The sequence below is a fragment of the Pseudomonas sp. MWU13-2862 genome (assembly GCF_023242495.1).
Lineage (GTDB): Bacteria > Pseudomonadota > Gammaproteobacteria > Pseudomonadales > Pseudomonadaceae > Aquipseudomonas > Aquipseudomonas gingeri_D.
In genome coordinates this window covers 16,831-32,832 of the sequence record NZ_JALMEZ010000001.1, presented here as the reverse complement: position 1 = coordinate 32,832, position 16,002 = coordinate 16,831, and the positions used below count along the sequence as shown (strand labels likewise).

Sequence of the window (16,002 nt, the reverse complement as noted above, 5' to 3'; positions counted from 1 at the left end):
AGTTACCGGTTGGCAGAGAGGGGGGGAGCGATATCAGGGTTTTGCAGCGCCGCCAGTTGGCGGCGTTTTTCAAAGCGTCGACGCATGGGCTCGTCGGCAGCCGGGCCGGCGACGACCTTGTGGCGCCGACTGATGGTCTGCCCGGAGCGACGGTCGATCAGGGCCAGTTCGACGAGTTCGCCGCTGGCACTGTCGACGAGTTGAGTGGTCGGGCCTTCGGGTGAGAGGTGCTGGTTGCCCCAATCCATCAAGGTCAGCAGCACCGGTCTGAAATCCCGACCGCGAGCGGTCAGCAGATAGTCGAAGCGCGGTGGGGCATCGTTGTAGGCCCGGCGTTCGAGCAAGCCGCTTTCGACCAGGTCATTGAGACGGCGGGTCAGGATACTGGGGGCAATCCCGAGGCTTTCCTGGAACTGATCGAAACGGCTGAGACCGTAGAAGGCGTCCCGCAGGATCAGGATATTCCACCACTGACCGACCTGCTCAAGGCTGCGGGCCACGGGGCAGTGCAGGTGGGCCAGGCTTGTCCTTTTCATGGTTGGGGCCTCGGAGTGCGGTAATGATTATGCGTGTAATATTATGATCGTAATATAGGCGGGCGACTTTCAATTTGCAAGTCACTACTTGCAAGTATTTTCAGGCGAGGGGGGAGGTGGGCAGAGGGAAGGTTCGGGCTGGGTGGGGGGCACACGGGGGCATGGGATCTTGAGAGCAGTACCGAACCGTGTGGGAGCCGGCTTGCCGGCGATGAGGCCCGCAAGCCCGGCGTCGACTATCCGGCCGTCATCGCCAGCAAGCCGGTTCCCAAAAGGGGATGGTGATCACCCGTGCTGGCAAGCGTTGCCCAGGCGGATAAAATTCATTTCGTGGCGCACGCCCTGGCCATCAACGTAGATCACGTGCCCCTGCACCGGACCACAATCGGAGGCGGCGGCACTGTCGGCGCGCACGGCCTTGGCCATGTCGAGGTCTTCGGAATAGTCATAGGGCTCGGCGTTGGTGCTGGCGGTTGCACCCTGGCCTTGGGGAGCGGCGGTCACATCACCTTGGGCGGTAGCAACCAGGCTGAACAGCGAGAGCAGGACAAACAGAAGGTATTTCATGGCGGTCTCCGGAAAGACATCCCCCTCACCTGACGGTAGTGAGGCAGTGGTGGCCATTTTACAAACGGCACTGGCGCCAATAGAACGGATCCTCGGCAATAGCGGATATCAGCGGGATCGATACTGGGTAAAGCTGATGGGACCTGGAAAACACGGCGAATCCCTGTAGGAGCCAGCAAGCCGGCTCCTACAATGACCGTGTGTTACTTGCCGCCCAGTGCACCACCGGCTGCACCACCCAGGCCGGCACCGATGGCCGCTCCGGTCTTGCCGCCCAACTGGTTGCCCAGCAGCGAACCACCGGCTGCACCGAGGCCGCCGCCAATGGCTGCCTTGGTTTTCTTGCCTTTCTTGGCTGCTACGGCACCACCGGCCGCGCCGCCCAGGCCCGCGCCGACTGCTGCGCCGGTGCTGCCGCCCATCTTCTGGCCCAATACGTTGCCCAGGGCGCCGCCCAGACCACCGCCGACCGCGGCCTGTGTGCCGCCCGCCGCCATGGCGCCTTGGGCAAACAGGGCGCTGAGGGCCAGGACGGTAAGTGCTTTACGCATGTTGCAAACCTCGAAAGAAAATGGAACGGCAATTGTCACCGCCTCCGGTTGGCGAAGCAAATACTGTTGTTGGTGATATCAAAGCATCCAACCGCTTCTTTCAGGAATAAAAAACCACTGTTTGTGCTCCATTATGGTTCATCTCAAGCCATGAAAAACATGTGGTTATTGAAGGGGTTATGTCAATAGGAAGCTGAAAAACATCTTGTTACAGATTGTCGCAGTGGGTTAATATTGCCCTGCGTTCACCTACCACGGTTTATGCATTTTTAAGCCCCAAGCGTCCATCAGCCGCTTGGGCTTTTTTTTGCCTGGAGTTTGTCCGCCGGTGTCGGTGGATATCACATGTACAGCCGCCGTGTGAGCCTGCGAGGCTTTGACGCGTCTGGAGCCATACAGATCATGTTTTTGGATCTGGCAGCGCCTTCTTGTCGGCCTGTGCCCGTGGCTGGGGATGACCCCGGCCATGGCGTGTGTTCGTCCATGATCGGGGCCATGACTAAACCTCATGCCCCCATGACTTTTAATGGTTACAGCCCCCTCCAGCCCCAGTGATAAAAAAGCGCAAACACCAGCTCACTCATAAAAAAAAGAGCGTTTGCACCATGACCCAGCCCCACTGCCGCGTCCTCGCCAGCTTTCTGCTGCGCTCTGCGTTTCCCGACTTTGACCGTTCGTGCCCCAGGGTGCGTGCGCGTTTCTGATCACCCTCAATTCCCTGCGTCCGCGAGATAAAAACCCATGAAAGAACAAGACCTGTACATCGGCGAAGGTTTCGAAGGCCCCGGCGTGAACGCCGCCCATATCAATATCCTCATCGGTCCGCGCAACGGCCCGGCTGGCCAGGCCTTCGCCAACAGCCTGGCGTCGCCGAGCCAGGGTCATTGCCCATTTATGGTGATCGCCCAGCCGAATATTCCGGTCAAGCCGATGACCCTCTACGTCAACAAGGCCGCCATCGGCAGCGACTTCCACGGCAATGCCACCTGGGGCGCGTCCCAGGCCGGGATCGCCAAGGCCGTGCTCGAAGCCCTGCTCGACGGCACCCTGCCGGCCGAGGCCGAGGACGAGTGGGCCATCGTCACCGCCAACTGGGTCAATCCTTCCTGCGATGACCTCGATGCTGTCTACCTGAACAACTACAACGCCTGCCGCACCGCAATCCGCGCCGCCCTGACCGGCCTGCCGGTACGTGCCCAGCTCGCCGATGTGGTCAACCACGTCGCCAACCCTTTCTACACCCCGAAAGCCTGAGGTCCGCGCCATGCAATACATTCGTCTGGGCAATTCCGGCCTGCAGGTTTCCAAGCTGTGCCTCGGTACCATGAACATGGGTACGCCGGACTGGAAACCGTGGATCTTCGATGAGAAGAAAAGCGAACCGATCGTCAAGCACGCGCTGGACAACGGGGTGAACTTCATCGACCTGGCGGACTTCTATTCCGCCGGCGTCGGCGAGGAAGTGGTGGGGCGCATTCTCAAGCGCCTGACCCGTCGCGAAGACATTGTGGTGACCACCAAGGTCGGCTACGGCACCCGCAGCGGGATCAACGCCAGCGGCCATTCGCGCAAGCACATCATGGACAGCATCGAGGCGTCCCTGAAACGCCTGGATATGGACTACGTCGATGTCTTCATGCTGCATTACTTCGACATCAACACTCCGGTCGAGGAAACCATGAGCGCCATGAACGACATCGTGCGTTCCGGCAAGGCTCGTTATATCGGCGTCTCGACGATGCTCACCGGGCAGTTGGCGAAGATTCTCATGGCTTGTGAGCGCAACGGCTGGGTCAAGCCGATCAATATGCAGCTGCAACTGAACTGCGCCTACCGCGAAGAAGAGCGCGAGATGCTGCCGTTCTGCCGTGACCAGGGCCTCGGCGTCTCGGTGTTCAGCCCGCTGGCGCGCGGCCTGCTGACCGGCGACGTGCAGTCGACCCGCAACCAGACCGACTTCTTCACCCAACAGATGTACAGCGACGAAGCGTCTTTCGAAATCGCCCATTCGGTGCAGCGTGTCGCCCGCCGTCGTGGTGTATCCAATGCGCAGATCGCCCAGTCCTGGGTGGTCAATCACCCGGGCGTGGATTGCATGCTGGTGGGCGCCGACACCACCGAACAGTTCGACAGTGCCCTGGCGGCCCTGGAGACCCGCCTGGACGCCGACGAGCTGTACGAGCTGGAACGCAACTACACCCCGTGCGATGTGATCAACGATTACACCGCCGGCAAACGTATCCTGCGCTCGCCCCGTCCGGGCGAGGCAGCTTTCACCTTGACCGAGGCCGTGGCATGAGCGAGTTGATCCGTACCGGTAACTACATCGACGGCCAATGGTCCAGCGGTGGGCCGACTTACCCGGTGCTGAACCCGGCCAATGGCGAGTTGATCGTTGATGTCCAACGCGCCGGCGCTGAAGAAACCGTCCTGGCCATTGCCGCCGCCGAGCGCGCCTTGCCGGCCTGGCGCAAGCTGACCGCCAAGGATCGCAGCGTGCGCCTCAAGCGTTGGAGCGAGTTGATGCTGAGTAATCAGCGTGAACTCGCTACCTTGCTCAGTCGCGAGCAGGGGAAACCGTTGGCCGAAGCCATGGGTGAGGTGGTCTATGCCGCCAGTTTCCTCGAGTGGTTCGGTGAAGAGGCCAAACGCGCCTATGGCGATGTGATCCCGAGCCACAAGGCCGATGCGCGGATCATCGTCACCAAGGAAGCCATCGGTGTGGTCGCGGCGATCACTCCGTGGAACTTCCCGCTGGCGATGGTCACCCGCAAGGTCGGCCCGGCCCTGGCCGCCGGTTGCACAATGATCCTCAAGCCTTCGGAAGAGACGCCGCTGTCGGCCTTTGCCCTGGCGGTACTGGCAGAGCAGGCGGGGATTCCGGCCGGCGTGTTCAACATCGTGTCCGGCGATGCGGTGGCTATCGGCGGCGCGCTGCAAGCTTCATCAGTGGTGCGCAAGCTGTCCTTCACCGGTTCGACCCGCACCGGCAAGCTGCTGATGCGCCAGGCTGCCGACACCTTGAAAAAGGTCTCGCTGGAGTTGGGTGGTAACGCTCCGTTTATCGTGTTCGATGACGCCGACCTGGACGCGGCGGTGAAGGGCGCGATGGCTTCGAAGTTCCGCAACACCGGGCAGACCTGTGTCTGCGTGAACCGCTTCTTCATCCAGGATGGCGTGTACGAGGCCTTTACCACCAAGCTGGCGGAGGCGGTCAAGGCGCTGCGGGTCGGCAATGCGCTGGACGGCGAAACCGAGCAGGGGCCGTTGATCAACAGCGCCGCCTTGAGCAAGGTCGAGCAGCATGTCGGCGATGCGCTGGAAAAGGGCGCCAAGATCTTGTGCGGCGGTCGTCGTCATGCCCTCGGCGGGACCTTTTTCGAACCGACCATCCTCACCGATGTGGGCGATGGCATGCTGATCGCCCAGGAAGAGACCTTCGGCCCGGTGGCGGCGTGCTTCCGCTTCAAGGACGAGGCCGAGGTGTTGCGCCGGGCCAATGACACGCCATTCGGTCTCTCGGCGTATTTCTACAGCCGCGATATCGGCCGTGTCTGGCGCATGGCCGAAGGCCTGGAAGCCGGGATGGTGGGGATCAACGAAGGGATCATCTCCACCGAAGTGGCGCCCTTTGGCGGCATCAAGGAATCGGGCCTGGGACGTGAAGGTTCGCATTACGGTCTGGACGACTACCTGGAAATCAAATACCTGTTGATGGGCGGCCTCTAAGGCACCGTCGCCCCCTCACACCCTGTAGGAGCGAGCTTGCTCGCGATGGACGCAAGGGCGCCGCTGGGTATCAGGCGCCCCGAGTTATCGTTCACGACCATCGCGAGCAAGCTCGCTCCTACAGGGGGGGCGTGGGAAGGGCGCGGTAGCGGGTTTCAGTTCTCCTTTTTTTGTGTTGCCTCGGAAAACGGCCGGGGATTGCATCGGGCCTTGAGTCAGGGATTGCTCACCAGGCTCAACCACTCGGTAAACAGCCGCACTTTCGACAACCCCTGCTTGTCGTTCGCCACATCCAGCCAATAGCCATACGGCCCGACCACCTCCACCGGGGTGATGGGCAGCAGGCTGCCGTTGGCCAGTTCCTTGACGATCATCTGCCGGTCGATCACCGCCAGCCCACCACCGGCCAATGCGGTGTTGATCACCTGGTCCAGGGTGCTGAATTCCAGCCCTTGCCGGGCATCGATGTCTTCACGGCCCATCGCCGCCAGCCAGTTCTCCCAGACCTTGAGGCGCTTGCCGTCGTGCAGGATATGCAGCAGGGGAGAGTGGCGCAGGTCCGGCGCCTCGCCCTGTTCGAACAGCTCCGGGCTCGCCACGGCAATATGCCGCTCCATCACCAGCAATTGGCTGCTGCAATGTGTATCCGCCTCGAGGCCGAAACGGATCTGGCAGTCGACCTCGGCCAGGCTGTCATGACTGGCCTGGTTGGTCACGCTGAGGCTGATATCCGGGTAGCGCTGGCAGAACGCTCGCAGATGCGCCGACAACCAGCGGGTGGCCCAGGTCGGTGGCGCGAGGATACGCAGGCGTTGGCGCAGATTGGGCACCCGCACGGCTTGCAGGGCACGTTCGATATGGTCGAAGGCATCGCCCAACTGCGGTGACAATGCCGTTCCTGATTCGGTCAGTGACAAGCCCCGCGGCGTGCGCACGAACAAGGCGACGCCAAGGTAATCCTCCAGTTGCTTGATCTGTCGGCTGACCGCGCCCTGGGTGACGTTCAGGGACGCGGCGGCCTGGCTGAAGCTGCGATGCCGGGCGACTTCCTCGAACACGCGGAGCATGTTCAGCGAGGGCAGTTGACGCATGAAATGAATACTCCGGACCGGCTGGCGCACACCTGCGAAACACCGTGTTGAAGCACGGGATCGGCCAGCGTGGAGTCGGTTTATTGTTGTTCTTTGAAGTGTTTTCTATGTAGGACGTATCTGACTATCAGCGGCGGGCCGATGCAAGCGTTGCTTGGCGGGAGTGAGTTAAAAAAACGGTGGGGATGGAAAAAGGTGGGAGAGCCCAGGTGCTCCCCCACAAAGATGCGCAACGAAATGAGGAGGTAAAAGGTGGGTGCTCGAACACGATGCAATCTCGTGGACGAGCACCCACCTGTAGGAGCCGGCTTGCCGGCGATAACGCCCGTGAGTGCGCTGCAAGACTCACGTTCTTGTCACCCGCAAGCAGCACCCTCAGAAGTAATAACCGATGTTCACATACAGCTGGTTTTTCCAGAGATCGGTCCCGCCGGCCGCGAGACTCTGGGTATAGCTGCTGCCGCCGATGTAAGGATCGTTCTTGCCGATCAGCCATTCGGTGGCGACCCAGAATTTGCTCACCGAGAACGAGGTGCCGAGGATCAGGCGCTGGGAAGTCTTGAAGTCATCCGCCGATTTGTCGAAAGCACTGTAGTTGGCGTACAGCTTGATCCCGCTGATCTGGTCAAGCAGGTACTTGCCGTCGACGTCGTAGCTCAGGTCGGCGACATAGAGGTTGCCGCGGCTGGCGACGTTGAAGGTGCCGTCATAGCCGCCGAAGGTCACCACCTCGTTGCTGCCGGGATTGCGTGGCGACATCTGCTGGCGCGCCGCCTGCAATTGCAGGCCCCACGGACCGTCCTTGCCCAGGTAGTGGATGGCCACGGCATTGCGTCGACCGTCTTCGCGGGTGTCGCGGTTTTCCAGGGTCGAGGTCAGGCCCGAGATCCCCACCTCGGATTTCCAGTTACCCAGTTGCATGGCCTTGGCCAGGCGCACCACGGCGGTGTTGTGTTCCTGGTTGTTGCTGCCATCGGTCACATAGCTGTCGGCCCGGGAGACCACGGTGGAGTAGGTGTCGCCGTTGCTGGTGCCGCGCCCTTGCAGGGCCGGGCGCAGGTAGAAGCCGGCTTGCAGGTTCCAGTCGCCGTTCTGCTGGATGTATTTGGCGCCGACCTGTTCCACGTCTTCCAGGCCGACCACGTTGCCCAGGGTTTCATAGAAGGTGCTGCCGAAGTAGGGTTGCAGGCCGAACGGAATCTGGTTCAGGCCGACCTGCACCTGTTGGTCCGGGTTGAATTTGTAGCCGACCCAGGCGGTCTCGGCGAACTGCACCGCGCCGATGCGATCGGTGTACTGGTACGGATAGGAGCGCCCGTAGAAGCGGTACTTGGCGGCGGCGATCCAGGTGTCGGAGTTGTACTTGGCGGTGAGGAACGCGGTGTCGAAGTCGAACTTCTGGATATCGCGATCCGGGGCGTAGTCCCAGCGATAGCGGACAGCGCCGCCGATATCCAGGTTGTCGGTGACCTGGATCGCCATTGCGGGCGTGGAAAGGGCGCCCAACAGCGCCAGCGGGGTTAATGAGCGCAAGGCCCGGGTGGTGTTCAAGTTCATGGTCGCTCCGTCTCTTCTCTAGGTTTATTGTTGGCAACAGCCATCCCGGCCACGGCAAAAGCGTGGTCTGGATGAAAGGGGTAGGGCCCGCTACGACGGAGGCTGCGAACAACGTCCAGGTGTTAGCGGGCCGGGAGGATCAGCCGCCGGCGGCACTCAGGCCCGGTGCCGGTCCCGCCTGGGTTGGCGGTCGCACCGACGCCCCGGGCGCGGCGGCCAGCAGGGTCTGGGTATAGCCATGTCGAGGGTGCAGCAGTACCTGCTCGGCTGTGCCGTACTCGACCACTTCGCCCTGGCGCATCACCGCGATGTGATCGCTGATCTGCGCCGCCACGCGCAGGTCGTGGGTGATGAAGAGGATGCTCAGGTTCAGTCGTTGCTGGAGCTCGGCCAGCAATTCCAGCACCTGTTTCTGCACCGAGACATCCAGGGCCGAGACGCTTTCATCGGCAATCAGGACCTGCGGGCGCATGGCCAGGGCGCGGGCAATGCCGATGCGCTGGCGCTGGCCGCCGGAGAACTGCCGGGGTTTGCGTTTCAGGGCGTCGCGCTTGAGGCCGACCTGTTCCAGCAGGTCGCCGGCTTCGATCCAGGCGTCCTTGGCCGACAGTCCCCGCAATTGCGCGGCGCGGGCGATGATGTCGCCGACCCGATGGCGCGGATTGAGCGAGCCGTAGGGGTCCTGGAAAATCATCTGGATCTGCCGCCGGCCCTGGGTCAGTGCCTCACCCTTGAGGGCGAGGAAGTCGCTGTCGCCGAGCCAGACATGCCCGCTGTCGCTGTCCACCAGGCGGATCGCCGCCTTGACCAGGGTGCTCTTGCCCGAGCCGGACTCGCCGACAATCGCCAGGGTCTTGCCCCTCGGCAGTTGCAGCGAGACATCCTTGAGCGCACAGACTTGACGACCTTCGACGTGGTAGGTCTTGTTCAGGTGTTCGATCCGCAGGGCGATCTCACCGTCGGCGCAGGGCGCGTGCAGCTCCGGATTCAACGCCGGGACCGCGGCGATCAGCTTGCGTGTGTAGGCGTGGCGTGGCGCCTGCAAGACCTGGTCGCGCTCGCCGATTTCCACCAGCCGACCACCTTCCATCACCGCGATGCGGTCGGCGATTTCCGCCACCACGCCGAAGTCATGGGTGATGAACAGGATGCCGTGCTGGCCGCGCCCACGCAGTTCGCGGATCAGCTTGAGGACCTGGGCCTGGGTGGTGACATCCAGGGCGGTGGTCGGTTCGTCGGCGATCAGCAGGTCCGGGTTCATGGCCAGGGCCATGGCGATCACCACCCGCTGGCATTGGCCGCCAGAGAGCTGATGGGGAAAGCTGTTGGCGATCCGTGGCGGCTCCGGCAACTGGGTCGACTCCAGCAACGCGAGCATGCGTTCGCGCCGCTCGGCCGCGCCCATCTGCGGGGCGTGGATCTCGAAGATCTCCTCCACCTGCCGGCCGATACGGATCGCCGGATTGAGGGCCGCCATGGGCTCCTGGAAGATCATCGCGATGCGGTTGCCGCGCAGGCCGCGCAACTGCGCTTCGGGCATGCTGCAGATGTCCTCGCCGAGGAAATCGATACGCCCTTCGCTGTGGCACAGGCCCTTGGCGTAGTCGCCCATAATGGCCCCGGAGAGCACCGATTTTCCCGAGCCGGACTCGCCGATCACACAGAGGATTTCGCCCTTGCGCACATCAAGATCGATCTTCTGTACCGCATGGCTGCGGTCCGCGCCCGGCGGCAGTTCGATGGACAACCCCTCGACGCGCAATACTTGTTGGCTGCTCATACTCAACTCCTTGTGCCTTTCTGGGCGTGTTCGTCCAGGCCGTCCGCCAGCAGGCTGAGGCCAAGCATCAGGGTGGAAATGGCAATGCACGGGAAGATCACCAGGTGGGGAAACGCGATGGCCATGCTGCGGCCTTCGTTGATCATGCCGCCCCAGTCCGGGGTCGGCGGTGGCAGGCCGAGGCCGAGGAAGCCGAGGGCACCGATCATGATCGCGGTGTAGCCGATGCGCAGGCAGAAATCGACGATCAGCGGGCCACCGCAGTTGGGCAGGATTTCCACGGTCATGATCCGCAGGGCGCCTTCGCCCTGGGTGATGGCGCTGAGCACATAGTCCCGCGAACGCAGGTCCATGGTCAGAGCGCGCATGATCCGGAAGATCGCCGGGGCGCTGGTGAAGGTCACCGCGATCAGGATGTTCAACGCCGAGGCGCCGAGGGCGATGATGATCACGATGTACAGCACCAGCACCGGGAATGACAGCACGGTGTCGGCGATGTAGGACAATACCGAGTCGACCCAGCCATTGAAGTAGCCGGCGCACAGGCCCATGGCAATGCCGAAGGCAAACGCGGTGAGGGTCGCCAGGGTCGACCAGAGCAGCACCGTGCGGGTGCCCCAGATCAGTCGCGAGAGAATATCGCGGCCCAGCACATCGGTACCCAGCAGGAAGGTCTGGCCGCTGCCGTCGTCGCTGAACGGCGTCAGCAGCGGGGTGAAGCTTTCCAGCGGGTCATGGGGGGCGAGCCAGGGGGCGAAGACCCCGAGGATCACCCAACCGCCCACCAGACACAGGCCCAGGGCCGCCAGCGGGTTCTTGAATGCATGCAGAAGATTCATCGGGCGCTCCCGCCAAGGCTGCGCAAGGTGATGCGCGGATTGAGCCAGGTATAGGCCAGGTCGGAGAAGATCTTGGTCGCGCCCACCACCAGCGCGCTGATCATGGCGCAAGCCTCGATCAGGTAGACGTCATGGTTCAGCGAGGCGGTGTAGAGCAGCGAGCCGAAGCCCTTGTAGGCGAAGAACACCTCGACCACGATGACGTTGGACAGCAGCCACGGGATGTACAGCATGATCACCGTGATCGGTGCGATCAGCACATTGCGCAGCGCATGGCGCAGCACGATGCGTGAGGTCGAGGCACCCTTGAGGCGGGCGGTACGGATATACGGCGCCTGCATCACTTCGACCATCGACGCCCGGGTGATCCGCGCCAGGTAACCGACGCCGAACAGGCACAGCACCATCAGCGGCATCGCCAGTTGCAGGGCACTGAAACCGTCGCTCATGCTGCTGACGCCCGGCAGCCAGTTGAGCCAGAAGACGAAGATTGCCGAGACGAACACCGCGCTGGCGAAGTCCGGGATCGAGGTGGTGACGATGGACAGGAACGACACCAGGCGGTCCAGCGGCGAACCCTGGCGAATCCCGGCCAGTACGCCGAGGGTCAGGGCCACGGGGACCATGATCAACAGCGCCAGACCCGCCAGCATCAGGGTCTGTCCCAGGTTGGGCAGCAGCAGGTCCATCACCGGTTCGCGAAAGTGCACCGAGGTGCCCCAGTGGCCGCTGACGAAGTCCTTCAGCCAGATCAGGTAACGCCACAGGAAGGGTTGGTCGTAGCCGTGCTCGGTGAGCCAGGCGGCGCGTTGGTCGGCGGCGGAGTAGGGACCCAGGACGTTGATCGCGACGTCCTCGATATTCAGCTCCAGGGCGAAAAAAACGATCAGTGACACCGACAATAACGTCGCTGCCAGGGCCAGTAGCTTGCGCCACAGAAAATCAGCCATGTTTGCATGCTCCGGCTATACAGTTGCCGGCTCGCCGCACCGGGGTGGGCGAGCTCATTGTTTCAAAGGTCGGATCAGGCGCTGAGCCAGGTTTCGTTCATCGGGTAGAAGTCCGATGGGTGGACCTGGAAGCCCTGGACCTTCTGCGATGTGGCGGTGAACTTGTCGGCCCAGAACGGTTGGATGATGACGCAGGCGTCCTGGAGGATCTGCTCCACGCTTTGCATCGCCAGGGAGCGCTGTTTCGGATCGACGATGCCCATGGCCTTGTTCAGGGCGGCGTCGAAGGCCGGGTCCTTGTAGTGGCTTTCGTTCCAGGCACCGCCGCCGCGGTAGGCCAGTTCCAGGGACATCACCCCCAACGGGCGATGGGCCCAGTAGGTGAGGCTGAAGGCGGCCTTGTCCCATATCGGCCAGTACTGGGTGGCGGGAATCACCTTGAGGTTGATGCGGATACCGGCTTCCAGGCAGTTCTGCTGGAGGATCTGCGCGGTGTCCTGTTCGTAGCGACCCTGGGTGTTGCCGACGATCAGGTCGATATCGATACCTTTGGGATGTCCGGCTTCGGCCAATAGTGCTTTAGCCTGGGCCACGTCGCGGGCACGCTTGGGCAGCGGGAAGTATTCCGGGTGCGACGGTGCCACGTGGTGGTCCTCGCCCAGGGTGCCCATGCCGCGATAGGCGATCTTGAGCATTTGCGCGTTGTCGGCGCAGAGCGCCACGGCCTTGCGGATGCGCAGGTCGTCGAACGGTTTCTGGTCCACGGCCATGCGCATCACCACGGTCTGCGCCGATTTGCAGGTCAGCAGCTTGGCGTTGGGCAGGCGCTTGGCCAGGTCCAGTTCGGCCACGGTGACGCGGTACAGGACGTCGACCTGCCCGGCTTGCAGGGCGGCCAGTTGGGTGGACACATCGGTGCCCATGTCGACATACCGCAGCTCGTCCAGATAGGCTGGCTTGCCCCAGTAATCGGCGCGCTTGGCGAAGGTGGCTTCCTTATTCACGGCGAACGAGGTGAGCTTGAAAGGACCGGTGCCGACCGGGTTTTTCGACCAGTCGTCACCGGCCTTGAAGCTGCGGTGGACGATGGCGCAGGTGAAGGCGTTGAGCATTTCTGGAATCGCCAGGATCGGCCGCTTGAGCATCAGCTTGAACTGGTAAGGCCCGAGTTTTTCGAAGGAGGCGATGTCCTGGAAGGCAGTGCGGTTGACCGACTTGGACTCGGCGCCGGTCCAGCGTTGGAAGTTGTGCTCGACGTCGTCGGCGGTGAAGGCGTCGCCGTTGCTCCACTTGACATCCTGGCGCAGGTTGAAGACCCATTCCTTGAGGTCGTCCGAGGGCTTCCAGCTTTCGGCGAGGTACGGGTGGGTGATGTTCTGGGCATCGACCCAGGTCAGGTATTCCAGGCTGTTGCGCATCAGGTTCGAGGCTTCGATCCAGGTGATGAGCATCGGGTCCTGGATTTCCTGGATGGCGCAGGCAAAGCGCAGGCTGCCGCCATTGCGTGGGGTGCCGGTTTCAGCCGCCTGGACCGAATCGCTGAACAGCGCCGGGCCGAGGAAACTCCCGGCGCTGGCGGCGGTGATACCGAGCAGGGTGGCGGTGTGGAGGAATTGCCGGCGGCTGATCTGGCCGCGCTTGGCTTGGGTGCACAGGTCATCCACGGCTGGATGCGGCGCGGAGCCGTCCAGGGTAGTCAGGTCTTTCATGAGCCTCTCCGATACTGGGGCGTAAATGCGTCTTTTGGGTGCCACTGCGAACAGAGGGTTGGCAGCTAGCGCTGGCGATCCAGGGCGGACCCGTGATCGGTCAGGAAAAACGTCAACGGCAGATCAAAGCGCGGAGCATTCAGGAGGCGGGACGTGGGATAGGACATGGTGCGGCTCTCGTGTTGTTTTTATTTGAGATGCTCGCAGTTTTGTCATCTGGCTCCGGATGAACAAACGATAAATTCAGCGTAGGAAAATTCCTAAAACGCACATTACTGATTGTCCTCTCGCGCCAGACACGCTCCTGATGGCCCTACCTCGCGGGCTGAGTGCCGGCGCGGGGTAGGGCGGCAAGACTTAAACGGGCAGCAGGCGCGGGTCGAACGGATAGTCCGAGAGCAGCTCGATACCATTTTCGTGGATGTAGATCTGCTCTTCGAGCTTGACCCCTTCGCCGCCTTCGTCGTGGCCGATGTAGCTTTCCACGCAGATGGTCATGCCCGCCTCGAACACCCCGTCATAGCCCAGTGCATCGATGTCCTCGCGGTGCACCACGTAGGGGTATTCACCGGTCATGCCAACCCCGTGGGCCAGGGCGAAATAACGGTTGGCCTTGTAGTGGTCGGGGATCTTCCAGGCCAGCTCCGCATACTCCTTGAAGCTGCGCCCGGCCTTGAGCATTTCCATATTGGTCTGCACCTGTTCATAGGCCAGCTTGTACAGCTCCTGCTGCTTGCGGGTGGCGGCCTGTTCGCCGCAGAGAAAGGTCCGCGAGAAGTCCGCGTAGTAGCCGAAACGACCGACCACATCGGTGTCCAGCGCCACCAGGTCGCCGGCTTCGATGGGCCGGGTGCTGCACTCCTGGAACCAGGGGTTGGTGCGCGGTCCAGAGGAGAGCAGGCGGGTTTCCACATAGTCGCCGTCGGTGGCGATCACGTGCTGGTGCAGGTGCGACCAGAGTTCGTTTTCGCTGATGCCGGGCTTGAGCTTGCTTTCCATCAGCTTCACGCCGGCCTCGGTGGCGCGCAGGCTGGCGCGGATCATCTTCAGCTCGTTCGGCACCTTGATGCAGCGCGCGCGTTCCAGTGGTTCCTGGGCATCGAAGACCTGGTAGCCGAGCTTCTGCAATTCGAAGGCCGCCGCCGAGGTGGCGCTCTCGATGGCGATGCGTTTTCCGCCACCGCATTTGCGCACCAAGTCGTCGATTTCGGCGGCCCAGTCGGCGGTGACATTGCTCAGGAAACTGTCGCAGAAGTAATAGGAGATCGCCTTGGCCGGGCGCACTTCGTCGACGGTGTTCAGGGATTCGGCCAGGTGCAGGCAGCCGCCGAATTCGAAGACCACCACCGGGCCTTCGGCGGGGATAAAGGCATAACGCGCCGGGTTGCGGGCCGAGTACACCTGCATATTGCGCGAGCCGGTGGCGTAGCGCATATGGGTCGGGTCGAACAACACGCAGGCGGCGTAGTCGCGCTTTTTCAGTTCGTTGCGCACCCGTTGCAGGCGGTCCAGCTGGATCTGCTGGATCTCGGCGTGGGTGGGTTCGCAGTCGGCGGGGTTGCGGTTGGGGCCGGAAAGACTCATGGGGTGTTCCTCGCTAATACCGGTCGGTGATGGAAATACGTTCTTATAAAGTCCGCGCTCCCGTTGTAGGAGCGAGCTTGCTCGCTATGGCCGCAAGGGCGCCGCTGGCTATCAGGCGCACCGCGTTATCGTTCACCACCATCGCGAGCAAGCTCGCTCCTACAGGAGAGGTCAGTCGAGCAGTTGGTCGCTGCGCACCCGGCTGCGCTCGGCTTGCAGATGGGCTTCGGAGAGGCGCCCGTAGAGCTGCTTGGTGCGCTCGGCGCGGCCAATGATTCCGGGCTTTTCCGAGTAGGCGAAGATCGCGGTATTGCGCTCGACCGCGCCTTCGACACGGGTCACCCGATGCACCGAAAAACGCCCCTTGAAGATCTGCAGGTCGCCGGGATTGAGCTCCAGGTATTTCACCCGGCTGCGATCCTCACCCCGCACCACCTGACCCACCGCGCCGAGGTTTTCCGCCATGCGCGAGCGGATCATCGGCGCGTATTCGAACAGGCCGCCGGCCTCGGGCTTCTGGGTCATCATGCTGACGATGAATTCGTTGGTGTCGAAGTGCCAAGGCTGTTGGGTGCCCTCTGGCATCACGTTGATTACCAGGCCGGCAAAGGGGTCGGCATATTCGAAAATCTCAGGTTCCCCCAGGCAGGCACTGATGAAACGTTTCATCATCGGCGAGACGTAGAGCCGGTGAATGATCGCGTCCGGGGCGATCATGTCGCGGGTCACAAAGCCGCTGGTGCGCTCCATGAAGGTGCGGCGCGGGTCTTCGGCCGGCAGGGAGGGATCGTCTTCGGTGAAGTAGGCGTTGACCTTGCGCACCGAATAAAACGTCTTGTCCGAGAGTGCCTGACCTTCGAGACGAGCCTGCTCCAGCACTTCGGGGCGCAGGAAGTTCTTCAGCAGGCAGCAACCGTCGACGGCCAGTTCGGCACGGGCGTGATCGATCAGCGCCTGTAATTGAACATGGCCCGAATCATGAATGGGATAACGTTCGGTGTTGACGATATCGCTGATATCACCCACTTCGGCATCGGCAAGTTGAAGGCTCATTTCGGGCTCCTGAAGTTAACGATCATTAGTCGCCAGTGCAAGGTTCGAAGTTGTCT

14 protein-coding genes are annotated in these 16,002 nt (G+C 62.3%); 3 read left to right on the top strand and 11 right to left on the bottom strand.

The window, feature by feature from the left end; translation table 11 throughout:
- Positions 1 to 2 precede the first annotated feature (2 nt).
- The 3 genes from M5C56_RS00145 to M5C56_RS00135 all read right to left on the bottom strand — a co-directional run bounded on the left by M5C56_RS00145 (position 3) and on the right by M5C56_RS00135 (position 1,654).
- Positions 3 to 536, bottom strand: coding sequence for a helix-turn-helix domain-containing protein (locus M5C56_RS00145; protein ID WP_103499374.1), 534 nt, complete (start codon positions 534 to 536; stop codon positions 3 to 5).
- Between the two features lie 285 nt (positions 537 to 821).
- A complete protein-coding gene (locus M5C56_RS00140; RefSeq protein WP_103499373.1) occupies positions 822 to 1,103 on the bottom strand; it encodes a DUF2790 domain-containing protein in 282 nt (93 codons plus the stop codon).
- Positions 1,104 to 1,306: 203 nt separating this feature from the next.
- On the bottom strand, positions 1,307 to 1,654 hold the full coding sequence (locus M5C56_RS00135; protein ID WP_040069550.1) for a hypothetical protein: 348 nt from the start codon (positions 1,652 to 1,654) through the stop codon (positions 1,307 to 1,309).
- 741 nt (positions 1,655 to 2,395) lie between these two features.
- On the opposite strand from M5C56_RS00135, the gene fae reads away from it, so the two are divergent.
- The 3 genes from fae to M5C56_RS00120 are packed head-to-tail and all read left to right on the top strand — an operon-like array spanning position 2,396 to position 5,383.
- Entirely contained in the window at positions 2,396 to 2,908 is a 513-nt protein-coding gene (fae, locus tag M5C56_RS00130; protein WP_103499372.1) for a formaldehyde-activating enzyme, read from the top strand.
- 10 nt (positions 2,909 to 2,918) lie between these two features.
- Positions 2,919 to 3,953, top strand: coding sequence for an aldo/keto reductase (locus tag M5C56_RS00125; protein WP_103499371.1), 1,035 nt, complete (start codon positions 2,919 to 2,921; stop codon positions 3,951 to 3,953).
- Positions 3,950 to 5,383, top strand: coding sequence for an NAD-dependent succinate-semialdehyde dehydrogenase (locus M5C56_RS00120; protein ID WP_103499370.1), 1,434 nt, complete (start codon positions 3,950 to 3,952; stop codon positions 5,381 to 5,383). The genes M5C56_RS00125 and M5C56_RS00120 overlap by 4 nt, the downstream gene beginning before the upstream one ends.
- A 215-nt stretch (positions 5,384 to 5,598) precedes the next feature.
- Here the strand turns inward: M5C56_RS00120 and M5C56_RS00115 are convergent, their stop codons facing one another.
- The 8 genes from M5C56_RS00115 to M5C56_RS00080 all read right to left on the bottom strand — a co-directional run bounded on the left by M5C56_RS00115 (position 5,599) and on the right by M5C56_RS00080 (position 15,946).
- Positions 5,599 to 6,474: a LysR substrate-binding domain-containing protein gene (locus tag M5C56_RS00115; RefSeq protein ID WP_103499369.1), complete on the bottom strand. Its 876-nt coding sequence runs from the start codon at positions 6,472 to 6,474 to the stop codon at positions 5,599 to 5,601.
- A 375-nt stretch (positions 6,475 to 6,849) separates the two neighbouring features.
- Complete coding sequence (locus M5C56_RS00110) at positions 6,850 to 8,031, bottom strand: hypothetical protein (RefSeq protein WP_103499368.1); 1,182 nt, start codon at positions 8,029 to 8,031, stop codon at positions 6,850 to 6,852.
- Between the two features lie 139 nt (positions 8,032 to 8,170).
- Positions 8,171 to 9,811, bottom strand: coding sequence for an ABC transporter ATP-binding protein (locus M5C56_RS00105; RefSeq protein ID WP_103499367.1), 1,641 nt, complete (start codon positions 9,809 to 9,811; stop codon positions 8,171 to 8,173).
- A gap of 2 nt (positions 9,812 to 9,813) precedes the next feature.
- Positions 9,814 to 10,650: an ABC transporter permease gene (locus M5C56_RS00100; RefSeq protein ID WP_103499366.1), complete on the bottom strand. Its 837-nt coding sequence runs from the start codon at positions 10,648 to 10,650 to the stop codon at positions 9,814 to 9,816.
- Positions 10,647 to 11,600, bottom strand: coding sequence for an ABC transporter permease (locus M5C56_RS00095; protein ID WP_100943535.1), 954 nt, complete (start codon positions 11,598 to 11,600; stop codon positions 10,647 to 10,649). Before M5C56_RS00095 ends, M5C56_RS00100 begins: the two co-directional genes overlap by 4 nt.
- A 74-nt stretch (positions 11,601 to 11,674) precedes the next feature.
- A complete protein-coding gene (locus M5C56_RS00090; RefSeq protein WP_103499365.1) occupies positions 11,675 to 13,309 on the bottom strand; it encodes an ABC transporter substrate-binding protein in 1,635 nt (544 codons plus the stop codon).
- 357 nt (positions 13,310 to 13,666) lie between these two features.
- Positions 13,667 to 14,893: a Xaa-Pro peptidase family protein gene (locus M5C56_RS00085; RefSeq protein WP_103499364.1), complete on the bottom strand. Its 1,227-nt coding sequence runs from the start codon at positions 14,891 to 14,893 to the stop codon at positions 13,667 to 13,669.
- Between the two features lie 171 nt (positions 14,894 to 15,064).
- The gene (locus tag M5C56_RS00080) at positions 15,065 to 15,946 is read right to left on the bottom strand and encodes a hypothetical protein (RefSeq protein ID WP_103499363.1); all 882 of its coding nucleotides are present in this window, start codon (positions 15,944 to 15,946) and stop codon (positions 15,065 to 15,067) included.
- Positions 15,947 to 16,002: the final 56 nt, after the last annotated feature.

Coding starts and splice junctions, on each gene's coding strand:
- M5C56_RS00145 (WP_103499374.1), bottom strand. CDS start 536: ATGAAAAGGACAAGCCTGGCCCACCTGCACTGCCCCGTGGCCCGCAGC.
- M5C56_RS00140 (WP_103499373.1), bottom strand. CDS start 1,103: ATGAAATACCTTCTGTTTGTCCTGCTCTCGCTGTTCAGCCTGGTTGCT.
- M5C56_RS00135 (WP_040069550.1), bottom strand. CDS start 1,654: ATGCGTAAAGCACTTACCGTCCTGGCCCTCAGCGCCCTGTTTGCCCAA.
- fae (WP_103499372.1), top strand. CDS start 2,396: ATGAAAGAACAAGACCTGTACATCGGCGAAGGTTTCGAAGGCCCCGGC.
- M5C56_RS00125 (WP_103499371.1), top strand. CDS start 2,919: ATGCAATACATTCGTCTGGGCAATTCCGGCCTGCAGGTTTCCAAGCTG.
- M5C56_RS00120 (WP_103499370.1), top strand. CDS start 3,950: ATGAGCGAGTTGATCCGTACCGGTAACTACATCGACGGCCAATGGTCC.
- M5C56_RS00115 (WP_103499369.1), bottom strand. CDS start 6,474: ATGCGTCAACTGCCCTCGCTGAACATGCTCCGCGTGTTCGAGGAAGTC.
- M5C56_RS00110 (WP_103499368.1), bottom strand. CDS start 8,031: ATGAACTTGAACACCACCCGGGCCTTGCGCTCATTAACCCCGCTGGCG.
- M5C56_RS00105 (WP_103499367.1), bottom strand. CDS start 9,811: ATGAGCAGCCAACAAGTATTGCGCGTCGAGGGGTTGTCCATCGAACTG.
- M5C56_RS00100 (WP_103499366.1), bottom strand. CDS start 10,650: ATGAATCTTCTGCATGCATTCAAGAACCCGCTGGCGGCCCTGGGCCTG.
- M5C56_RS00095 (WP_100943535.1), bottom strand. CDS start 11,600: ATGGCTGATTTTCTGTGGCGCAAGCTACTGGCCCTGGCAGCGACGTTA.
- M5C56_RS00090 (WP_103499365.1), bottom strand. CDS start 13,309: ATGAAAGACCTGACTACCCTGGACGGCTCCGCGCCGCATCCAGCCGTG.
- M5C56_RS00085 (WP_103499364.1), bottom strand. CDS start 14,893: ATGAGTCTTTCCGGCCCCAACCGCAACCCCGCCGACTGCGAACCCACC.
- M5C56_RS00080 (WP_103499363.1), bottom strand. CDS start 15,946: ATGAGCCTTCAACTTGCCGATGCCGAAGTGGGTGATATCAGCGATATC.